19 protein-coding genes are annotated in these 19,664 nt (G+C 58.8%); 4 read left to right on the forward strand and 15 right to left on the reverse strand.

The genetic code is table 11. The features are described from left to right. Positions 1-44: 44 nt before the first annotated feature. From AC2FFD_RS15370 to AC2FFD_RS15400, 7 genes are all read right to left on the reverse strand, one after another. Positions 45-266 (reverse strand): hypothetical protein, encoded by a 222-nt coding sequence (locus tag AC2FFD_RS15370; RefSeq protein WP_267367433.1) that lies wholly within the window; start codon positions 264-266, stop codon positions 45-47. Between the two features lie 646 nt (positions 267-912). Continuing rightward, the gene (locus AC2FFD_RS15375) at positions 913-1,074 is read right to left on the reverse strand and encodes a hypothetical protein (protein ID WP_267367431.1); all 162 of its coding nucleotides are present in this window, start codon (positions 1,072-1,074) and stop codon (positions 913-915) included. Positions 1,075-1,696: 622 nt separating this feature from the next. Continuing rightward, complete coding sequence (locus AC2FFD_RS15380) at positions 1,697-1,951, reverse strand: BrnA antitoxin family protein (RefSeq protein WP_475190598.1); 255 nt, start codon at positions 1,949-1,951, stop codon at positions 1,697-1,699. After that, positions 1,908-2,183, reverse strand: a complete 276-nt coding sequence (locus tag AC2FFD_RS15385) for a BrnT family toxin (RefSeq protein WP_170638286.1) — start codon at positions 2,181-2,183, stop codon at positions 1,908-1,910. Before AC2FFD_RS15385 ends, AC2FFD_RS15380 begins: the two co-directional genes overlap by 44 nt. Before the next feature lie 113 nt (positions 2,184-2,296). Continuing rightward, positions 2,297-2,491 carry a hypothetical protein gene (locus AC2FFD_RS15390; protein WP_267366216.1) on the reverse strand — a complete coding sequence of 65 codons (195 nt, stop codon included), beginning with the start codon at positions 2,489-2,491 and terminating at the stop codon, positions 2,297-2,299. Positions 2,492-2,501: 10 nt separating this feature from the next. Next, entirely contained in the window at positions 2,502-3,104 is a 603-nt protein-coding gene (locus AC2FFD_RS15395; RefSeq protein ID WP_267366217.1) for a hypothetical protein, read from the reverse strand. Next, on the reverse strand, positions 3,101-4,447 hold the full coding sequence (locus tag AC2FFD_RS15400) for a DUF3560 domain-containing protein (RefSeq protein ID WP_496873483.1): 1,347 nt from the start codon (positions 4,445-4,447) through the stop codon (positions 3,101-3,103). The genes AC2FFD_RS15395 and AC2FFD_RS15400 overlap by 4 nt, the downstream gene beginning before the upstream one ends. A 588-nt stretch (positions 4,448-5,035) precedes the next feature. On the opposite strand from AC2FFD_RS15400, the gene AC2FFD_RS15405 reads away from it, so the two are divergent. After that, complete coding sequence (locus tag AC2FFD_RS15405; RefSeq protein ID WP_496873484.1) at positions 5,036-5,923, forward strand: tyrosine-type recombinase/integrase; 888 nt, start codon at positions 5,036-5,038, stop codon at positions 5,921-5,923. Positions 5,924-5,935: 12 nt separating this feature from the next. Then, positions 5,936-7,135, forward strand: coding sequence for an IS91 family transposase (locus AC2FFD_RS15410; protein WP_496873485.1), 1,200 nt, complete (start codon positions 5,936-5,938; stop codon positions 7,133-7,135). A gap of 810 nt (positions 7,136-7,945) precedes the next feature. On the opposite strand, the gene AC2FFD_RS15415 is transcribed toward AC2FFD_RS15410, so the two are convergent. Then, the gene (locus AC2FFD_RS15415; protein WP_496873486.1) at positions 7,946-10,132 is read right to left on the reverse strand and encodes a multiheme c-type cytochrome; all 2,187 of its coding nucleotides are present in this window, start codon (positions 10,130-10,132) and stop codon (positions 7,946-7,948) included. A gap of 35 nt (positions 10,133-10,167) precedes the next feature. Further along, positions 10,168-11,823, reverse strand: a complete 1,656-nt coding sequence (locus tag AC2FFD_RS15420) for an arylsulfatase (protein WP_496873487.1) — start codon at positions 11,821-11,823, stop codon at positions 10,168-10,170. Positions 11,824-12,493: 670 nt separating this feature from the next. On the opposite strand from AC2FFD_RS15420, the gene AC2FFD_RS15425 reads away from it, so the two are divergent. Continuing rightward, positions 12,494-13,582: a M20 family metallopeptidase gene (locus AC2FFD_RS15425; protein WP_475190616.1), complete on the forward strand. Its 1,089-nt coding sequence runs from the start codon at positions 12,494-12,496 to the stop codon at positions 13,580-13,582. Here the strand turns inward: AC2FFD_RS15425 and AC2FFD_RS15430 are convergent. Together AC2FFD_RS15430 and AC2FFD_RS15435 are read right to left on the reverse strand one after the other, a co-directional pair. Then, positions 13,552-14,217, reverse strand: coding sequence for a TenA family protein (locus AC2FFD_RS15430; RefSeq protein ID WP_475190617.1), 666 nt, complete (start codon positions 14,215-14,217; stop codon positions 13,552-13,554). The two genes, AC2FFD_RS15425 and AC2FFD_RS15430, sit on opposite strands and share 31 nt — an antisense overlap. Next, the gene (locus AC2FFD_RS15435) at positions 14,210-15,052 is read right to left on the reverse strand and encodes a BtpA/SgcQ family protein (protein WP_475190620.1); all 843 of its coding nucleotides are present in this window, start codon (positions 15,050-15,052) and stop codon (positions 14,210-14,212) included. The genes AC2FFD_RS15430 and AC2FFD_RS15435 overlap by 8 nt, the downstream gene beginning before the upstream one ends. Positions 15,053-15,084: 32 nt before the next feature. Here AC2FFD_RS15435 and AC2FFD_RS15440 point away from each other — a divergent pair, with 32 nt between their 5' ends. Next, positions 15,085-15,978: a PfkB family carbohydrate kinase gene (locus tag AC2FFD_RS15440; protein ID WP_475190623.1), complete on the forward strand. Its 894-nt coding sequence runs from the start codon at positions 15,085-15,087 to the stop codon at positions 15,976-15,978. A 55-nt stretch (positions 15,979-16,033) separates the two neighbouring features. Here the strand turns inward: AC2FFD_RS15440 and AC2FFD_RS15445 are convergent, their stop codons facing one another. From AC2FFD_RS15445 to AC2FFD_RS15460, 4 genes are read right to left on the reverse strand one after another with little or no spacing between them, the layout of a single operon-like run. After that, a complete protein-coding gene (locus AC2FFD_RS15445) occupies positions 16,034-16,792 on the reverse strand; it encodes a glutamine amidotransferase (RefSeq protein WP_475190625.1) in 759 nt (252 codons plus the stop codon). A 21-nt stretch (positions 16,793-16,813) separates the two neighbouring features. Continuing rightward, entirely contained in the window at positions 16,814-17,878 is a 1,065-nt protein-coding gene (locus AC2FFD_RS15450) for a phosphotriesterase family protein (protein ID WP_475190628.1), read from the reverse strand. After that, positions 17,875-18,882, reverse strand: coding sequence for an ABC transporter permease (locus tag AC2FFD_RS15455; protein WP_475190630.1), 1,008 nt, complete (start codon positions 18,880-18,882; stop codon positions 17,875-17,877). Before AC2FFD_RS15455 ends, AC2FFD_RS15450 begins: the two co-directional genes overlap by 4 nt. Beyond that, positions 18,882-19,664, reverse strand: a complete 783-nt coding sequence (locus AC2FFD_RS15460; protein ID WP_496873488.1) for an ATP-binding cassette domain-containing protein — start codon at positions 19,662-19,664, stop codon at positions 18,882-18,884. Before AC2FFD_RS15460 ends, AC2FFD_RS15455 begins: the two co-directional genes overlap by 1 nt.

The raw sequence follows: 19,664 nt of genomic DNA on the forward strand, positions 1-19,664 counted from the left end.
CTCCTTTCGTGCGCAAGTTGCGCATTGGCCGTTTCAGAACCGGACTATTCGTCCACGCTGAAAACGACCGTTTTGTCCTCGACCGTGTACGGCACGGCCTTGGACAAAAGCTGTTCGATGGCGGTGGCAGGGACAGATGGGAAGCTCTGGCACATGCTGTTCAGCAGGACCGGACGATCATCTGCGAAGTGATACCCGTTGATGGCCCATGCAATTAGGCCGGGCGTATGAACCAAATCCGATGATCCAAGACGATATTCAGTCATGACAACTCTTTCTTTCGTGGCGATGCGGTTGCCGATGTTTCCCGGCTATCCGCTAATGGGCGCGACCTTCTGATCTGTTAGCTGATAGATGGCCCGCATCTATCGGCTGGCAGAACAGGAGGGCGAAGCCCTGCCTGTGGCCTGGGGCGGGACTGTCACGGGGTCGGAGTGGCGAAAAAATGGGAGGGAACCGCGCGCTTGCGCGTGGGAGGAACCGGTTTTTTTGACATGGAGACGACGCGCTCCGCGCGGCGCTTGCCCCTTGACCGGCCCGACGCAGGATGCGGGCGGATCGGGATGATGGGACCGACCTGCCGGTCACAGCAGACCCACTATTGGACAATGCCAGGGCCGGGGTGAGCGCGCTTTAGCGCGTCGATCCCCTGCCCTGTCCAATAATCAATGCGAGCCGCGCGCCTCGCGCGGATCTCCCAGACCTCTTGCAAAAGCGGGCGTTACCCTTTGGGCCGAAACAAGCATGTCCTGGCGACCATTTGGCCGCGGTTAAGCTGGCTCGGGACGAGACAGATTCACCGCTACCCGGGCCGAAGGGAGAAAGGACGTGATTGGTTCGGGTCGGAGGCCGGTGTGCCGGCGTCCGACTAGCACGCGGTCACGCGCCCATAGGCGCGGGATTTGCCCGGAACTATGGCTCCCGGCGTTTGGCCGTGAATGTGATCTTGATGACGATCAAGTTGACCTCGATGCTGAGGCTCAAGTCGATCTTCTGAAGCTGTTTTCTCACTGCTCTAAGGCGACGAGCTGCCAGCCTGCGAAGCTGTTTTGATTTTTTGCGAATGTATTTCATGTCTGTCTCCTGTTGAAAATTCGCGGCACCCGAACACGCCGGGAAAGCAGACCAGTCAACACGCGCGGCACGCGCCCCGAAGGGCTTGGTGTTTACTGGTCTGCGCGGCGTGTATCTTGGCCGCTTATTTTCGTCGGGACAGATCTAAGACAGGCGCGCGAAAAACAGAGGTTCGCAATGGAGGGTGCGACCTGGGGCTGAGTGTAGAAATCAGAAGTTTGAGGGAATGGCAGTCGGCCCAGACTCGCGGCAACGATCGGGCCGACTGGCTCATAAGAGCGTTTTGCCGATTGCCGTCGGCATAGTGAAGTTAGCACGGATTCTGCAGAGGTTAAAGGCGATCCGCTCCGGCCGCGATGGCGGCCCCGCGCGCGGGCAGCGCGCGGTCCTGGCTAATCGGGGCAAGTGGCCCCGGTTCGCCGGGACACCAAAACCGATTGAGCTGGTTAGCCTGGATAGGGATTTGCTGGGCCGTAATGCGTGCCCGCCTCAATAAAGCAGCCATCGTGACCGCTGAGCCATGCCCGATGAACTTGGGACCGGGCAAAAACGCGGCGAAGTGGCCGGGGCATTATCCAACCACTGTAACCCGCCAGATAGACCCGATGATAAAGCCGGGCCATCACAGACCCGCCGCCTTTCGCAGTGCATCATTCATTCGGCTTTGCCAGCCTTTGCCATCGGCTTTGAACGCCTCCAATACTTCAGGGTCCAAACGGATGGTTGTAGAAACCTTGGTAACTTCGGCTTTGGGCCTGCCGCGTGAAACCGGGGCCTTGGCTAACTTTTCAGTCCAATAGGGTTGCGACAGGTCCGGCAGATCGTCGTCAGCTTCATCGCCCAAGTACGGGGCCGTATGCTTTTTGCTCTCGTTCATTGGCTTTCCTCATGCTGATAATTCGATGCGACGCGCCGCGCGGCGTCCAAGCCACAACAACCATTCGACCACCTAAGAACCCGATGGTGATGTTGCGTGTTTCGCCATAGTCGCGGCGGTCATCTTCAACCGTTATATGCGCGTCCTCAAATACTTCCCCGGCTTGCGCCATATCCAAACCGCGAGTTTCAAGGGTCGTCTGGCGTTTCGCTGGGTCATACTCGATCTTCATATATTGTTACTACACTAAATAGGTTCAAGGCGCAATATTTGTTACTACAAAAAATAGCCTAATTGTTGGTTTTCAGAGGATTGCGCGTCGCGGTCGCAACGCGCAAAACACTGTTAAACTTCCTTTCCGTCATTGTCGAACCGGCGCACAAGCTGAAAGTCTATGAAGCCAGACGAAACCAAATCGGCAAACTGTGCGCGGGCTTCGTCTGAATCGGCGTAGGTTTCCGGGTCGGCTCCATCCGGCAAGTCGATTTCGAAAAACTGCATTGCATCGCAAGCGACCCTGACAATTGGTTTTGTAGACATCGGCATTCCCTCAGCGGCGGATTCTGATGATTTTCGTGTGAACGCTGGCCGTCGCAAAGGTGTCTGACGGCAAGGTTTCGAGTTCTTCGGCCTCGTCGTGGTGGAAGGTGACAGGGACCAGGGCAACAAGGGTTGCCGGTTCGTCATGCCCACCCCGCCCTAGCAGGGACAAAGCCGCCTCGATGTGGGCGCGTACCTGCTTAAAAGGCGGGTTCATGATGATGCGGGGAAACTGCGCGCGGCCTTGGACTTCCTCCGCATACTCAAGAAAACAACGGTTGATAGTGGGGCCAATGGCGCGCAGCTTTGCCGCAAGCGTGTTGTGGCGCTCGATCATGGTCAACTCGCAAGTGCTGTGACCTGATGCAGTCAGCGCCTTTGCGAGCTGGCCGGTTCCGGCGCTTGGCTCCAATGTCAGATAGTCACCTTGCGGCCCGAGATAACCAACCATCCGCGCAGCGACAGGATCAGGCGTAACGTGGCATTCGGTGAACTTATCAACGGCGATGACTTCAGGGGCTTTCAACTCGTCCAGCTTGGGCGCATCCTGTCGCGCCCTAACCGGTATGGTTAGGGGCTTGTTTGGGCGGTAGTAGATGCTTGGGCGCGTCATTGGGCAATTTCCTCGTCAAAATCGGCGGGGGCGTCATGCTGCTTTTGATCGGTGATCAGGATAGCAGCCCACCCAGCCGAGAAACGCGGCCCTTCGTGGTTCGGGTTCGGTGCGATCCGCACCCGGAAAGCGCCACAAGCTGAAAGCCGCGTTCCCCTGTAGTCGGTGCCAATTTTGGCAAATTCGGCCTTGGTCATTTCCACCTGCGGAACAAACTCGACTGTTCTATTCCAAGGGTTGCGAACCAAAAATTTGCCGCTCTGCGCTTTGAAATTCAGAATAGGCGGTTTTGCCGGTTTCTTTTCGGGCGACACATATCCACAAGACTGCATCAAGTCGCGCCACTCGTCGGCGGATAGCTCGACGGTGCTGCCATCGGCCACATGAGCGGGCAACGGGGCGTCACATTCCACAGAAAACAGATCGTCATCGACCTTTTTCCCCTTCGGTTTGTCTGCGCCGTGTTCGCGGACAAACATTTGCAACAGGGTCGGCGTAATCTCACCTTCAAACCGTGGCACGTCGCCCAGCATTTCGCGTTCATATGAAAGGCGGTTCAAGGTGTGAGTGATCCAGCGGGACAGGTTGTCATTCTCGATAGTGCGTTTTGCAGCCTCGATGCACTGTGCGCGGGCATCTGCCGGTGTGGTTTTGCCGTCTGCGACTGCCGAATAGAGACCATAAGGAACCGAAGGGTTGCGGCCCAGAATGAAGCTGATTTGCTTGTCGGTGGTCGCGCTTTCCCACATTGCCAAGGCTTTATGCGCAGCGTTCAACCGGCGCTGAAGGTCGCGCAGCTCGGCCAGTAGTTTCTTGTTCCGGCGCGCGCGCACCTTGGGGTCATTCTTCCGGTTTGCATGACGCTCAACACCTGCCGCGCGATATTGCCAATAACCGATAGCGCCATGAGCCTTAACGGCTTTGTCCATTGCGTTGTGCATCCGCTCTTGAGTCTTGCGGGCTTTGCGCTCGGAGTGATGCCCGACAAGGATAGGCTGACCAAATTCGAATGCGCGGGACAGTTCGTCAGCGGCCCGGTGAAATGCGTTTGCCTGTTCGGCGCGTTTCTGTGCGATCCCGTCCAGGCGATCCGCTTTGATCTGCGCCCGTTCGGCCATTGTGGTTTCTTCGGGTTCAATCTCGCCTGCCAGTTCAAGCGCAAGGTTTTCGCGGGCAACAGTCCACATAGGGGCGACGAACAATTCTTGCTTAGGTGCCCATTTGAAGCCTGCGGCTTTGACCCGTTGGAAGGTTTCGGCGTCCAATCGCTCCGAAGCATACAATCGGATTTTGTTGTCCTCGGGGGAGTAAGTTGCAGTGATATTAATATCAAAATCAGCCATTCGTGGCGTCTCCTTATCCTGGCGATGCGGTTGCCGATGTTTCCCCGCTATCCGCTAATGGGCGCGGCCTTCTGATCTGTTAGCTGAAAGACCCCGTGTCTTTCGGCTGGCAGAACAGGAAGGGCAAAGCCCTGCCTGTGGCCTGGGGCGGGACTGTCACGGGGTCGGAGTGGCAAAAAAATGGGAGGGAACCGCGCGCGTGCGCGTGGGAGGAACCGGTTTTTTTGACATGGAGACGACGCGCACCGCGCGGCGCTTGCCCCTTGACCGGCCCGACGCAGGATGCGGGCGGATCGGGATGATGGGACCGGCCTGCCGGTCACAGCAGCCCCACTATTGGACAATGCCAGGGCCGGGGTGAGCGCACTTTAGCGCGTCGATCCCCTGCCCTGTCCAATAATCAATGCGAGCCGCGCGCCTCGCGCGGATCTCCCAGACCTATTGCAAAACGGCCCCTGGACTAAGCCGCTCGCGCGGCAATGGCGCTTGTGGTTGGCGTTTTGAGTGATACCAGATCTGGCCGCGTTTTGAGAGCTGCCAAACCTGTCTGACGCTTGAGGTTTCTCAATCTGATGACAGGAGGTTCCGATGACAGAGGAGAAGATGAGCCCGCTGCGTGCGCGGATGATGGAAGACATGCGTATTCGGGGGATGGGCGATAAAGCCCAGAAGTCGCACATTCGGGCAATCAAGGATTTTGCCGCGTTTCTGGGCCATTCGCCGGATACAGCGACTCCGGAGGAGTTGCGCGCCTATCAGTTGCACATGACGGACATTGGCATCACACCGTCAACGTTCAACACGCGCATCGTGGCGTTGCGGTTTTTCTTTGGCATCACTTGCGGGCGCGAAGACATGAAGCGGTTCATGCAGTTCAAGACCCAGCCCAAGAAGCTGCCGATGGTGTTCAGCGTGCAAGAGGTCTCGGATCTGTTGATGGCAACGCCCGGACCGGGTCTGAAGTACCGGGCCGCCCTCAGCATTTCCTATGGTGCGGGGTTGCGCGCCTCTGAGGTGTGCAATCTCAAGATCAGCGACATCGACAGCAACCGGATGCTGATCCACGTTGACCAGGGTAAAGGCGGCAAGGATCGCAAGGTCATGCTGTCACCCGGGCTGTTGGGATTGCTGCGCGCGTACTGGAAAGAAGCACGGCCCGAAGGATGGTTGTTCCCTGGCAAACCCAAGATCAACCCGATCTCGTCACGCCAGTTGAACCGGGCGTTCACCTCGGCCAAGCACATGGCGGGCATTTCCAAACCTGCAACGTTGCATACGCTGCGCCACAGTTTCGCGACACATTTGCTGGAGGCCAATACGGATGTCCGCGTCATCCAGGTGCTGCTGGGCCATGCCAAGCTGACGACCACCGCCCAATACACCCATGTGGCCACCAAGACGATAAAGGATACCGTCAGCCCCTATGAGATGCTGGCCAATCTGCAGGATCAGACACTGCGGCGAAGCCTGGAGTGACGGGACGGGGGCGTGCCCCGTCCCAAGCTGGAGCTCGCTGACATTTTTCGAAGATATGGCCCCGCGTGGCGGCGGGCCAATGCCGGGCATGTCAGTCTTTCTCAGCTCAAAGCGATGTCCGCAATCGAGGCCTGCCGAACCGAAGTGCTCGGCGGGCATGTGGCGGGCTGCAGCAAGTGCGGTCACCAGCACATCGCCTACAATTCCTGCAAGAACCGGCACTGTCCGAAGTGCCAGGGATCGGCGGCGCGCGACTGGATGGAGGCACGCGCCCAGGACCTGCTACCCGTCGAGTATTTCCACGTGGTCTTCACGATCCCCGCCGAGATCGCACAGATCGCCTATTGGAATAAGCGAGCCATCTACGGCCTGCTGTTCAGGGCATCAGCAGAGACGGTAATGACCATCGCCGCCGACCCAAAGCGCATGGGCGCAAAGGTCGGCATGACCAGCGTATTGCACACCTGGGGATCGGCACTCACCCATCACCCGCACATCCACATGATTGTCCCCGGCGGCGGTCTGTCATCGGGCGGCGCAAGATGGATCGCCTGCAAGCCGGGTTTCTTCCTGCATGTGAGGGTCTTGGCACGGTTGTTCCGACGCCTGTTCCTTGAAGGGCTGTTGGCCCTGCACCAAGCGGGAAAGCTTGCCTTCTTCGGTGATCACCAAGGCTTGGCCGACACCGCCGCCTTCACCAAATGGCTCGCCCCGTTCCGCAAATCCGAATGGGTCGTCTATGCCAAGCCACCTTTCGGCGGACCAGAGGCGGTACTGGCCTACCTGAGCCGCTACACCCACCGGGTGGCGATCTCGAACCACCGCCTTGTCAGCGCGGATGCCGACACCGTGGCCTTCCGCTGGAAGGATTACAGGATCAAGCGCGGGGATCGGCAGAAGGTCATGCGCCTGGACACACCCGAGTTCATCCGCAGGTTCCTGATCCATGTCCTTCCCGACGGCTTCCACCGCATCCGCCACTACGGCCTGCTAGCCAGCGCCGCCCGCAAAGCGAACCTCACCAGAATCCGCGCACTGCTCTGCGTCCAGCCGTCAGATCCGGCAGATGTCCAAGACGACGAACCAAACGTCACCCCGCTCACCCTGCGTGAACCATGCCCCTGCTGCGGCGGCCCCATGCGCATCATCGAGATCTTTCGGCGCGGGCAAAAACCGATGTCACGCGCGCCACCAACGGAGCGGGCAGCATGACCGAACGACCGCAAAAGATCATCAACCCATGCTGGCTGCACAAGGCAGCACCGGCCCAAGCCTATTGCGCCGATTGGTTGTCAGCACTGCTGCAGAACACAATTCCACCAAGCTCAGTCAGCAGGTCAGAGCGGCGGAGCCGTGAAGCTCGCCCGTCCAGCCCCGCAAAAAATGCCAAACGGTCCGCCGAAAACGCCGTCACAACAACCGACCGCGCTCTTTCCCCATAGTCCAGCTAACTTCCCCGCGGCTTCCACCTTGGGAGATTTTCCAACGCGGGCCACACGGACACCAAGCCCAACCGTCACACCCTGACCCGCATCGAAAAATCTTCACCAAAGCGGACCTCCAGCGGCAGTCTAAAATACTGCGGCGCGGTCCGTCGAACCGGACCTTCGCTGCAACTGAATATTTCTGTTGGGCAAATCCACACAATTTGGACAAACTGGTTTTAGACGAGTGGCAAAGTTATGATATGTGACATGTGTAAGTTTCTGCCAAAAAATATTGTGCTGTACCGTACGATTTGTTGAAAGCGATCTTTCAAGATGGGTTATCCGACCTTAGCGTAAACTGGTTGATAGCCGGGCCCGCGACGTATTTCTCAGATGCGAACAAAGCATACGATACTGACTGCTATCTTAAAAAAGCAGACGAAACGCATACTCAGCAGAGCGAAGCTTGCTTAGGCGCAAGCCGATTTTCGAAATAGTAGTCTACGCTGACGGGAATAAAAAACGAGGTACTCTGACGACATCGATTGGGTAGCTTTGTGTGCAAGTTGTGACATCTCACAGCGCACAGCTGGCGCTAAAGCAAATCTGCTCTGATTAGGTTAAGCTCAACGCTGTCTGGGTTCACTTCCAGAGCGCGATCTGCAGTTTTCAGTGCTGCGCGGTTGTCGCCAAAAGCGCTTTGAATGCGGATGATCATGATCCAAGCCTGAACCAATTGAGGGTCCAGTTCAACCGCTTCGCCAAAGGCTTGCAGGGCCATATCCATTCGGCGTGTTGTCAGGCCAACACCCCCCAGGACCATTTGAGTTTCGGGAAAGTCGGTCTTGGCCTCTAACGCGGACTGCCAGTCTTGCATCGCAACGCTGAGCTCACCGACTGTTCGTTCAGGAATATTTGAGAGCGGCATTGCGAGGAATTCCCGTGCGGCCGAAATTCGAACTGATTTCATGGGATCTGACAGGAGTGGGACAAGTCGGGCCGATCTCGATGACACGGGCGCGCCCCGCTGCACAGATACCGCTGCAGCTCGGATCAATGGGTCCTCATTCAGGAGCAACGGCGCAAGCTGTGTAGCGATGTCCGGCGTCGACACGGGAGCCAGCATGTTCAGCGCCGAGGCCCGGGCAATGGCAGGAAATTCTTCATATCCGGCGAGGGCCACAAGATCATCTACTGAACCCGCAAGATTGTTCCGCGCTGCAGCCAACGCCTGACCATAGTGCGCGTTTCTATGTGTACTTTCAGGATACCAGTCCTCAACAGCCGCCGCGGTCCACGCCGCCGTTTCTTCCTCGTGGCAATCATTACATGCATTCGGCGACCGGGTTTCCGCGCTCAGATCAGGGCGTGGGATACGGAAAGAGTGATCTCTGCGCCCATCGACGACCATGTAATTGCGCTCGATCATATGGCAGCTCTTGCACTGCGCACCTTCGGTTCCCGGTTCGTGGAAATGATGAGAAGGGTGATCGTAAGACTTGATCGTGAGTGTCGGAAAACGGGTATTTCCCGCCTTCGAGTGGCACTGCGTGCAAACCCCGTTGTCCTGCGCGCGCAATTGCGCCGAATGCGGTTCGTGACAATCATTACAGGTCACGCCCTTGGCATACATTTTCGACTGCAGGAACGATCCGTACACATAGACTTCGGCAAGGATCTGACCATCCGGATGATACGATTCCGACCGCAGCGCATTCAAGCGATACGCATCATGAAAGGCGGTACCGGGAAGTGGGTTGCCATCATCAAAAGGCTCTCTGAGCGAATGGCATGTTGCGCATTGCTGGATATAGGTCTCACCACCCGCCGACATATCAATTGTGAAGCCTGTTTCGGTCAGGCCCGTCCATGGAACCTGAGAGGTTTCAAGTTTTTTAGCCCACGCCAGATGCGCTTCGCCCGGTCCATGACAGGCCTCGCAGCCGACACCGATTTCAGCTTGAGTGCTCGCATAGCTTCGATCCACTGGGCTGTAATTTTTGTCAAAATCCGTAGCGTGGCACTCCGCGCAACGCGCGTTCCAGTTCTTGTAGGGACCTGTCCAATGCATGCCGTCCCTGGCAAGAAGTTCGTCATCAAGATATAGATGATACCAGCGTTGCGCCTCAGTGTCCCAGACGACATCAAAAGATTGAAGCTTTCCGGGTTCTGTCTCCAACAGGTATTGCTGGAGTGGCTCAATCCCGACGACGCTGTGAACCGGATAACGCGTATTTCGACCGTCCGGACCGTCTGTTTCGATCACGAACATGTCACCTTCACGAAAAAAGCGCGTCTGGATGCCGTTCAACGAGAATGTTGCGTCATCGAAGTCTCCCAGGACGGTCTGCGACGTCGTCGGAGTCCAGGCTTTAGCATGATGGGACCCTTGCCAGGCTTCCGTTTCATCGATGTGGCAATCGGCGCAGGCCGTGGACCCGACATAGCTCGGGACCTGCCGATCCTGCGCTGCGGACGGCCCGGCGAAAAAAAGAGCCAGCACGGCGGTGAAACAGAGAAAGATGTGGCGTGAAAACATGGAATGCCTCGGGGTCCATACGGGAATTAATGCACATGCACTATAGCGCGCAGCCGAACATACGAAAACCAATAGCGGCCTCGAAAGCCACCGATCTTTCCCGGTAAATTCGTCGATTTGCAGGGTTCGGAACAGTCTGGCGATGAAGCGGGCCGCGGGGCAAACAAGGAGCTTTCGACAGCGTCTTGCAAAGGGCCCAGTGTGGTGCAGCCCGCTCAAGGCCGAAATTGTGCCGCGACGCATCCAGACTTCATGTTTGCGTGCGTCGCGGCGAGCGCTTAGTTTCCGGTGGGCATCGGAATGTTCACACCGTCTTTCGCCAGCTGTTCGCGAATATGCTGAAAGCGGAAGTAGGATGACAGCGTAACCGGACCCGCGTAGGCGGCGCTTTGAAGTGGCCGCGGCGGATACTCCACGAATGTTTGCATCTTCTTCTTGATCGCTTCACTGATGGTCACCAACGTCCATGTCCGCTCGGTATAGTTGTTCATGAAGATGTCATAGCGTTCTTGGGGGTCCTGCCAAAGGTCAAAGACCTGCGGCACTGTCGCAACATAGCTTTCTGGGCCCTTCCAGCCAAGGTTGGTATCGACTGCCAAACCGCCGGTCGCTTGGCCATTGTCGCCACGAAGGTTAAACACGGCTTTGTAGTTCCCGACCCGCGCCGCACCCGGTGTCAGTTCGTTTTCGGTGAAATAGAACCACTCGTTGCGCTCGCTTTTGCCTGTACCGAACAGGACCGGCGACATGTCGTAGCTGTCGAAAATGATGGGTTCGCCAGCGCGATCATTCGTGGGAAGGTCGACCCCGGCAAGAGTCGCGAAAGTCGCCATAAGATCAAGTCCACCGACAAGGTCGTGGCTCTTCTTGTTGGCCAGGACTTTGCCCGGCATCCAGGCAATGGCAGGAACTCGGTTGCCACCTTCGCGCACGGTGCCTTTGGTCCCGCGGAACGGCGTGTAACCGGCATCCGGATAGACATCCTGCCATGCGCCGTTATCGGTCGTGTAGAAAACAAAGGTGTTATCGTCGATGTCAAGCGCGCGCACCTTGTCCATGATACGTCCGATCCGCGAATCCAGTTCCACGACCGAATCCGCATACTTGGATTTGGACAATGATTTGTGGATGTAATCCGGGTGCGGCATGTTTGGTTGGTGCACCTTCATGAAATTAATGCTCATGAAGAAGGGAGCGTCGGATTTTGCTGCCTTATCGAGGTAGTCAAGAGACGCCTTCTCCACGTATCCGTCAAAGAAGGGGATACCGACGACGCCGTCCGGATATTCTTCAGTCGCGGTGTCCGGTGTGTCGACATACTGGCCGTTGATCTTGAACTCCTCGACCGGTGTTTCGCCCGCATTACCGGACATTGCGCCCTTGGTGACCTTTGCGAACATGGCGCGCAGTTCCGGGCTCATATCCGGGAACCAGGTCGGGTCAGCGTAGGTATAGGCGTTGAGATGATACAACCCGGCATACTTCATCTCGTCATAGCCCTGCGCATTGGGCAACGCATAGTCATCTTCGCCCAAGTGCCATTTACCGGTGAAGAAGGTGTTATATCCAGCAGTTTTCAGCACCGAAGCCAGCGTCCATTCGGCTGCGGGCAGCCCGCCACCCTGGCCCTGGAAAGCCACCGTGGTCATGCCGCTGCGGCTCGGGATGCGCCCGGTCTGCATTGCAGCACGACCCGGCGTGCAACTTGGCTGTGCATAGAAGGACATGAAGGTCATGCCTTCCTCAGCCAACTGATCGATCGCCGGTGTCGGCATTCCGCGGCCTTCTCCGCCGCCATATGGGCCAAGGTCGCCAAAGCCAGTGTCGTCCGACACGATAAGAATGATGTTTGGTTTCTTGTCTTGTGCTGCAACAGGCACGGCGCCTATCGCGAGCACGCTGGCCACAAGCGTGGCTAGTGAGGCTAGTTTCATATTTCTTTTCCCTCGTTGTGTTTAATCACGTCAATGTTCCTTTTTCTCGCTCAGTCAGTTTTTGGACCGAAGCAGCATCAGAGTCGAGGCATATGTTTTTCGGGTTCAGTGCCGCAATGCGGGAGTACAGCTAAACATTCCCTGCCAAGCTGCGATGGATGTCAGCTTACTCCTCTTTGATGTGTATAGGGTGCACGCGCAGCGAATGTCCGCTTCCCGCCCTTTCCGCCTTTTTTCTTGATCGCTATGCTTCCGGTTTGTTTCGATGGCATGTGGGACTGTCGAGTTCAACATACAGCACCTGAAGTCCCTGTTACGTAAATATATCCGCGAGCATTAATCCACTCATGCCCCATACGCACTCCAAAAGTGTGTTTTCGAGGGGTATTGCGTTCAGAAGATATCGAAACATAGTCTCCACCTGCGTTAAAGAAACGTAAAGGGCTGTTAGCCCTTTTCCCCCGTTGCGCTCAGTACCGCGAAGATGACTGCCGACGAGAAGGCGCAGGTTCTCAATGGCACACAGTTCTAACCTGACCAGCATTTCAGCATAGCTATCAGGAAGGGAGAAAATACACCCGACCAACTTGTAAACCGCTTTACCAATCCGTCTGGGTGTCTAAGCTGCATTAAGCAGCTACATTACGCACACAATCGGAAGGCTACACGGATGACCCAATCAGACGCGGTGATCGCCCTGACCCGGCAGCTTCTGGCCTTTGACACGATCAACCCGCCTGGGCAGGAAGCCGCCTGCGTGCGCTTCTGCGCCCGTGCGTTGGAAACAGCAGGGTTCACCTGCCAGGTGATTGACCACTTGCCTGAGCGGTCGAGCCTCATCGCAGTGCGTGGTGAAGCTCCCGGGCTATGCTTTAGCGGGCATCTGGACACGGTGCCTCTTGGCCATATGGCATGGAACTGCGCGCCCTTCGACGGTGAGATTACCGACGATCGCCTGTACGGGCGTGGCAGCAGCGATATGAAAGGCGGCGTCGCAGCATTCATCGTTGCCGCACAGGCAACGACGGCGCCCGCCAGCGTTATCTTGACCAGTGGTGAGGAAACCGGCTGCGACGGCGCGCGCTGGTTGACAGAAACCACCGCCCTGCCGCCGGCTCGGGCCATGGTCGTGGGTGAATCCACTGACAACCAGCCGGTCGCCGGTCACAAGGGCGCACTGTGGCTGGAGCTTACCTCGCACGGCGTCACGGCCCATGGCGCGACGCCGGATCTGGGCCGCAATGCAATTACCGCCATGGCGCCCACTCTGGCCCGGCTGGCCGGCTGGCAGCCGGATTACGCGCACGCGGAAATGGGCCGCGCGACCTGTAACCTTGGAACGTTATCGGCCGGGATCAACACCAACTCGGTCCCCGATCACTGTCGACTGACGGTCGATTTGCGCTCCGTCGTCGGGGTCAGCCACGAGGCGCTTACGGCGGAACTGCGGGCGCTATGCGGTGCAGAGGTCTCGATCAAGCCGATCATTGACCTACCGCCTGTGTGGACCGATCCGTCAGAGCGGTGGTTTCGCGACGCCTGCCAAACCGTGATCGGCATGACGGACCATAACGCCCTGCGGTCTTCGGTGAACTACTTTACCGATGCTTCCCTGCTACAACCGGCGATGGGGGTACCGGTCATGATCCTTGGGCCCGGACAGGTGGACCAGCCGCATGTGACGGACGAATATGTCCGCATTCCTCGGCTGGTCGAGGCAGTCGCGCTTTATTCTTCGCTAATCGAAGCCTCGGCATAGGCCGCCTCGTGAAACCCGATCTCCAACCGCTGCACATGGCCAAAGACTGCAACCGTATGAATTCGCTGCGCTTCGGTCATTGTCTCGCCCAGATTATCCAACCGGTCGCGAAGCCAATGGGCCTGTGCGGTGAAATTGGGTGCCGCGTGCATTTCGACCCACTCGGCCAGCATGGGGTCGACCATAGGCGCGTTGCGGACCTGTCTGCACCACGTCCAGTACATCCACTCTGCTGCGAACATTGCCGTGACGATGGCCGTGAAATCGCCATCGCGGGCGATTTCCAACATGCCGTCCCGAAACGCTGCCACGCGCGGATCGGCCTGCAACGCCGGGTCTGGAGTGATGCCCCGCGCGGCGAAGGCCGCCTCGAAATAGGACATTTGCTCATTGGCTAAGGCATCCAACGTACCGATCAGCTTCCGCCGGTCGTCGAGATCTTCGGCCTTTGCCACCGCGTATCCGAAGATCGCGATGGCTGTGTCGACAAAGGCTCCTTCAATCAGCAAATACCGGTCGAAGACATCGGGCGCGAGCGACCCCGACGCGATGTCCCGCACGAAACGGTGCCCGACCATGGCGTCGAAATCGGCGGCGTTTTCGCGTAGGATGCGATCTGTCAGCTCCTCAGCCATCAAGCCCCTCCTGCGCCACAGCGACAAAGCGGCGCACTCGCTCGGGCTCGACAGGGTTCCACCAGACGCCGCCCTCTTTCAACGAGGACGCGACGATCACGCCGTTCGTCCGGTCCAGGATGGCAACGATGTTGTCTTCGGTCACACCGGACCCCACCAGCAACGGCAGATGTGTCGCGCCCGCAATCTCGTCGATCTCTTCCATCGTGGCACTGTTGCCGGTGCGCTGCCCCGTGGCAATCACACAATCTGCGTCAAAGAACGCAAGATCGCGGGTCAGTTCAGGGATCGACCGGTCGGCGGTGATGGAATGACTGCCGTGCTTAACGTGGCTGTCGGCAAAAATCTTGACCCGCTCGGCGCGCAGCAGGCTGCGGTAGCGCATGGCCTCGGCGGCGCGCCCCTCCATGAAACCTTCGTTGGCGACATAGGCATTGGCCCACTGGTTGACCCGAATGAAATCCGCGCCCCCGGCGACAGCGGTCGCGAGCGCCGGGATCGGCGCATTGGCCAGTACGTTGATGCCCATGGGCACGCCCACCGCACGGCGAACACGATCGGTCACGACGGACAGAAAGGCCGCCGTTTCGTGGGTGATGTCTTCGGGCTTGGAAAACGGCACATCGCCGTGGTTCTCGACGATCAGCCCGTGCAGACCACCCTCAATCAGCCTCTCGGCGTCGCGCATGCAAGCATCGTAGATGCTGTCGAGACTCTCGCCGCGATAGCGTGGTGCACCGGGAAAGGCCGGGCAATGAATCATGCCGATCAGCGCCTTGTGTCGGCCAAAGATGTCGTGGATCGCGCCGGTCGTCCGGTCAGATATTTGCTGCATGAAGTACCCTTTCAGAAAAGAAGGAAGATGTGATGAAGGCCTATGTCATAGGCAATGCCGCCCTGGACGAGACCTTGGCGATTGAGGATTTCCCCAGTCCAGGCGCGTCGATTTTTGGCGAAAGTCTGTCGCGCGACCTTGGAGGGAAAGGGGTAAACCAGGCCGTTGCGATGGCACGCACCGGCCTGCAATGTGTGTTTGTCGCCGCTCTGGGCGATGATTCGCGCGGGCGTGACATCACCGAACGACTGGCGCATGAACCGCTGAACGCTCGACTGATCCGGCTGACCGGCGTCAGCACCGATGCCTCGACCATCTTGATGGCGGCAGCCGGTGAAAATGCCGTGATCACCACGCGCGAAGCGGCCTCGGCCCTTACACCCGAACAGGCCCTCGCCGGGCTGGACGGCGCACACGCGGACGATCTGCTCGCGGTGCAAGGCAACCTGAGCGCCGAGACCACCGGCGCTCTGTTGCGCGCCGCTCGCGCAATAGGCATGCACACGGCGATGAACCCCTCGCCCCTGCAGCCTTACTTTGCGCCGCTGTGGTCGTTGGTCGACACGGCCTTCGTCAACGAGGGCGAGGCGGAGGCTCTTGGCGGTGTGGATCATCTGCTGGATCTCGGGATTGGAACGGTCGTGCTGACGTTGGGCGCTGCAGGGGCGGCTTTGATCACTGCGGCGGAACAAATCACTGTGCCTGCGGTGCCCTGCACGGTGCGTGACACCACCGGGGCGGGTGATTGCTTCATGGCAACGGCGCTGGCCTCGGCGGCGCTGCGCGGCGTGGCTTTGGACGCACGTGCCTTGGCCGATGCAGCCCGCGCCGCAGCGCATACGGTGGCGCGGCCCGGCACCGTTGCGGCCTTTCCGACACAGGCGGAATTTGCCACGATCCTTGGCCCCGAAACCCACCCCCCCTGACGGACCGGGCCGCCCGCTGGTTTCGGGCGGCCCAAGCCGGCGCAGGGGCCCACATTCAGCGCGCCACGAGCCAGCCCAGCACATTCTTCCACAGTCGGGCATAGCCCACCCATTCGCAGAACTCCGGCGACAGCCAATGAGGCCCTATATCCGATGTCCAGGCAGCGGTCCGCCCGGCCCCGTGCGTTCCCAGCACCAACAATGGATGGCCACCCTGCTCCTCGGGAATCCGCGCGACGACCTCTGCACCTTCTCGCAGCTCGACCTCGTTGACGCCGAGGATCGGCGGCCAGACACCTTCAATACCCGCCATCACAAAATGATTGGGGGCGAGCACCTCGGCTACCGCGCCTTCGGGGATTTCAATGCGGTCGTCCCACGGAAAGCAGGTGACGGGCAACGTGTCCTCGACCGGGGTCTTGCGCCAGCGCGCCTTGCCGTCGATCCCCTGGAACGAGAAATAGCCGCCCATCATGATCAGGTTGCCGCCCTCTTCGACCCACTGTTTCAACAGGCGTAGACGGTTGGGCACGCATTTCGACCGCAACCAGACATCGGGCGGCAACAGAAAGGTATTCGCGCCAATGTCCGATAGGATGATAATGTCGTAGCCCTTCAAGCCATCCATCTCGAAGGGGAAGCCCTCTGCCGCCTCATGCGCGGTCATGTAGTCCACCTCGAACTCAGACCCCTTGAGCGCCTTCAGCAGCGGATCGGCACCCGTGTGGAAATGCACCGATCCGAATTGATCGAAGCCCTTGAAATGGGTCTCAGACGTGGTCCAGCTTTCGCCGACTAGCAAAACCTTGGTCATAGTTCAGTCCTTTTCAGAAAGTTATGCGCTCGCGTCAAAGACGCGACGGGGATTGGTCACCATGAGCGTGTCCATCGCCTGTGCAGGCAGGTCATGGCGCAGCAGACGAGGCAAAAAATGCTTCGTTACGAAGGCATAGCCATTGCCGCCGTAGCGGGTCAGCATCATTTTCACGAAGACATCCTGAGAGAGCAGAATGCGGTCAAGGAATCCGGCCTCGACCAGCGTCATAATCGCCCGCGCGACTTCGTCATCAGAGGGGCATTGCACACCTTGATCGGCGTAGAAGTAATCCATCCCGATCATGTCGAACTCGACGAAAGCGCCGCGTTGCGCGAGGGTCGCCTGATAGACCGGGTCCATGTGCGACGGGTTCATGTGGCACAGCACGGTATGGCGAAGGTCGGCGCCTTCTTCCTCGACGATATCCAGCACGCGATGCCCCAGCCGGAACCAGCCCGGCAGATGCACCATCAACGGCAGGCCAGTGCGGACCTGTGCCTGTGCCGCACCACGCAAGGATTTCTCTTCGTCGGCGGTAAACTCTGACGACACGCCGATCTCACCGATCAGACCGATTTTAGCGTCGGTGCCGTCGACGCCTTCCAGCGCCTCTTGCACGATCTGGTCCGCGATACCATCGACCGATAGCCGCGCAACCTCGTCCGGCATGGATGAGGCAAGGTAGTAGCCCGCCCCCATGACCACTTGCACCCCGGTCTCGGCCGAGATGCGTCGCAGCTTGGTCGGGTCGCGCCCGATGCCGCGACAGGTCGGATCGACGATGCTCCGCCCCCCCACGGCGGTGAACTGGTGCACCTCTTCGATGGCCAGCTCAAGGTCGTCGAGCGCGATGTTGTGTTTGTTGACAAACGGATCCTGCCGCAACTCGGACAGCAGTTCGATGCTGACCGGCGCGTTGACAAGGTATTCTCGCGCGGGGTCGGTGGGCGGATGCCACCAACAGGAACAATCGTTCTGCAGATGCTCGTGCATCAGTGTATGTCCCAGCCGGGCTGAGGGGATCGGCCCGGTCACGGTCATCACCTGACCTGAGCGGACGTGGCAGGGCGACAGCTCGCTCATGACACGGCCTTTTTTTTGTCGAACCGCCATTTGCGGTCGAACAGACGCGCGTTCATCCAGATCGCGACAAGGATGATGGTCCCGGTGACGATCTGCGTGAAGAAGGGCGAGATATGCATCAGGATCAATCCATTGCCGATCACGGCAATGGTCATTGTGCCCAACACGGTGCCCAGCATCGACGCCTTACCGCCCATAAGGGATGTACCGCCCAACACCACCGCTGCGATCACCTGCAACTCAAACCCCTGTGCCGCATTCGACGAGCCAGAGCCAAGGCGCGCAGCGATCAGGATACCCGCCACCGCACAGGCGAGACCGGACACCATGTAGACGGATGCCAGCACCCGCTTGGCCGGCATACCGACGCGGCGCGCCGCCTCGATGTTGGACCCGACAGCGATGACCTGCCGCCCGTATTGGGTCCGCAGCATCACGACAAATCCCAGTACTGCCACGAGGATAGCGATCAGTGCCGGCACCGGGAAACCGGCGATCTCGCCACGTCCCAGCCAGAAAAACCCGTCGGCATCGCGGATTGGGATGGAATAGCCCTCGGTCATGTACAACGCCGCACCGCGTAGGATCGACAGACCCGCCAGCGTCACGATGAAAGCAGGGATGCCCTGATAGGCCACGAACCAGCCCTGGATCAGGCCGATCCCCGCCCCAAGCACCAGCATCAGCACGATGGCCATGGGCCAGGGCAGCCCGGCTGCCATGACAATAGCAGCAGCAGCATTGATCAGAGCCACCATCGACCCCACCGACAGATCAATCCCCGCGGTGGTAATGACCAGCGTCATGGCCACCGCGACCACAAGGATCGGCGCCGCCTGTCGCAGCACATTCAACAGGTTGCCCGGCATCAGAAAGGTCGATGTCATGGCCCCGAAGAACACCATGCAGACCATGAAAAACAAGGCGATGGACAGCACCTGCGCATGTTCGCCCACGAAATCGGCCAGCTTTGATCCGGCCTGACGTTCCGTATATGCCACCATCAGTGACCCCCTTTGCCGACAATCAGGTCGACCAGTTCCTGCAGATCCGTCTTGTCAATGTCGCGCTCTGCGACTTTGGTGCCTTCGTACATGACGGCGACCCGGTCGCAGACGCGGAACAGATCCTGCATTCGGTGGGTGATCAGCACCACGGCAGCGCCGGTGGCCTTCACCCGGTTGATAAGTTCAAGCACCGCCTCAACCTCGGCCACGGCCAATGCCGAGGTCGGCTCGTCCATGATCAGCACATTCGGTCTGAAGCTGGCCGCGCGGGCGATGGCGATAGCCTGCCGCTGACCGCCGGACAGTTTCTCGACCTTGGCGGTTAGGCGAGGAATACGGATTTCCAGCGCGGCAAGCATCTTTTCCGCCTCTTCCAGCATCCGGGGCTGGTCGAGAAAAGGGCCGCGCTTCAGTTCGCGCCCAAGGAAAAGATTACCCACAACATCCACGTGATCACATAGCGACAGATCCTGATATACCATCTCGATGTGCAGATCGCGGGCCTCGGAGGGGCTGCCGAAACGAACAGGCTGGCCGTCCATCAGGATCTGGCCCTCGTCTGGGATGTAGGTGCCAGACATGACCTTGGACAGCGTCGATTTCCCGGCAGCGTTGTCCCCAATCAGCCCAAGGCATTCACCTCGACAGATATCCAGATCGACACCGCGCAGCGCCTGATGGGACCCAAAGGTCTTGTGGATATTACGCAAAGCCAGAATGGGAGCGGCAGTGGCAGAGGGGGGTGCGTCCCCCCTCCCCTCTTCATGAATCTCCGCCAT

Source organism: Ruegeria sp. YTSC002 (genome assembly GCF_059609845.1).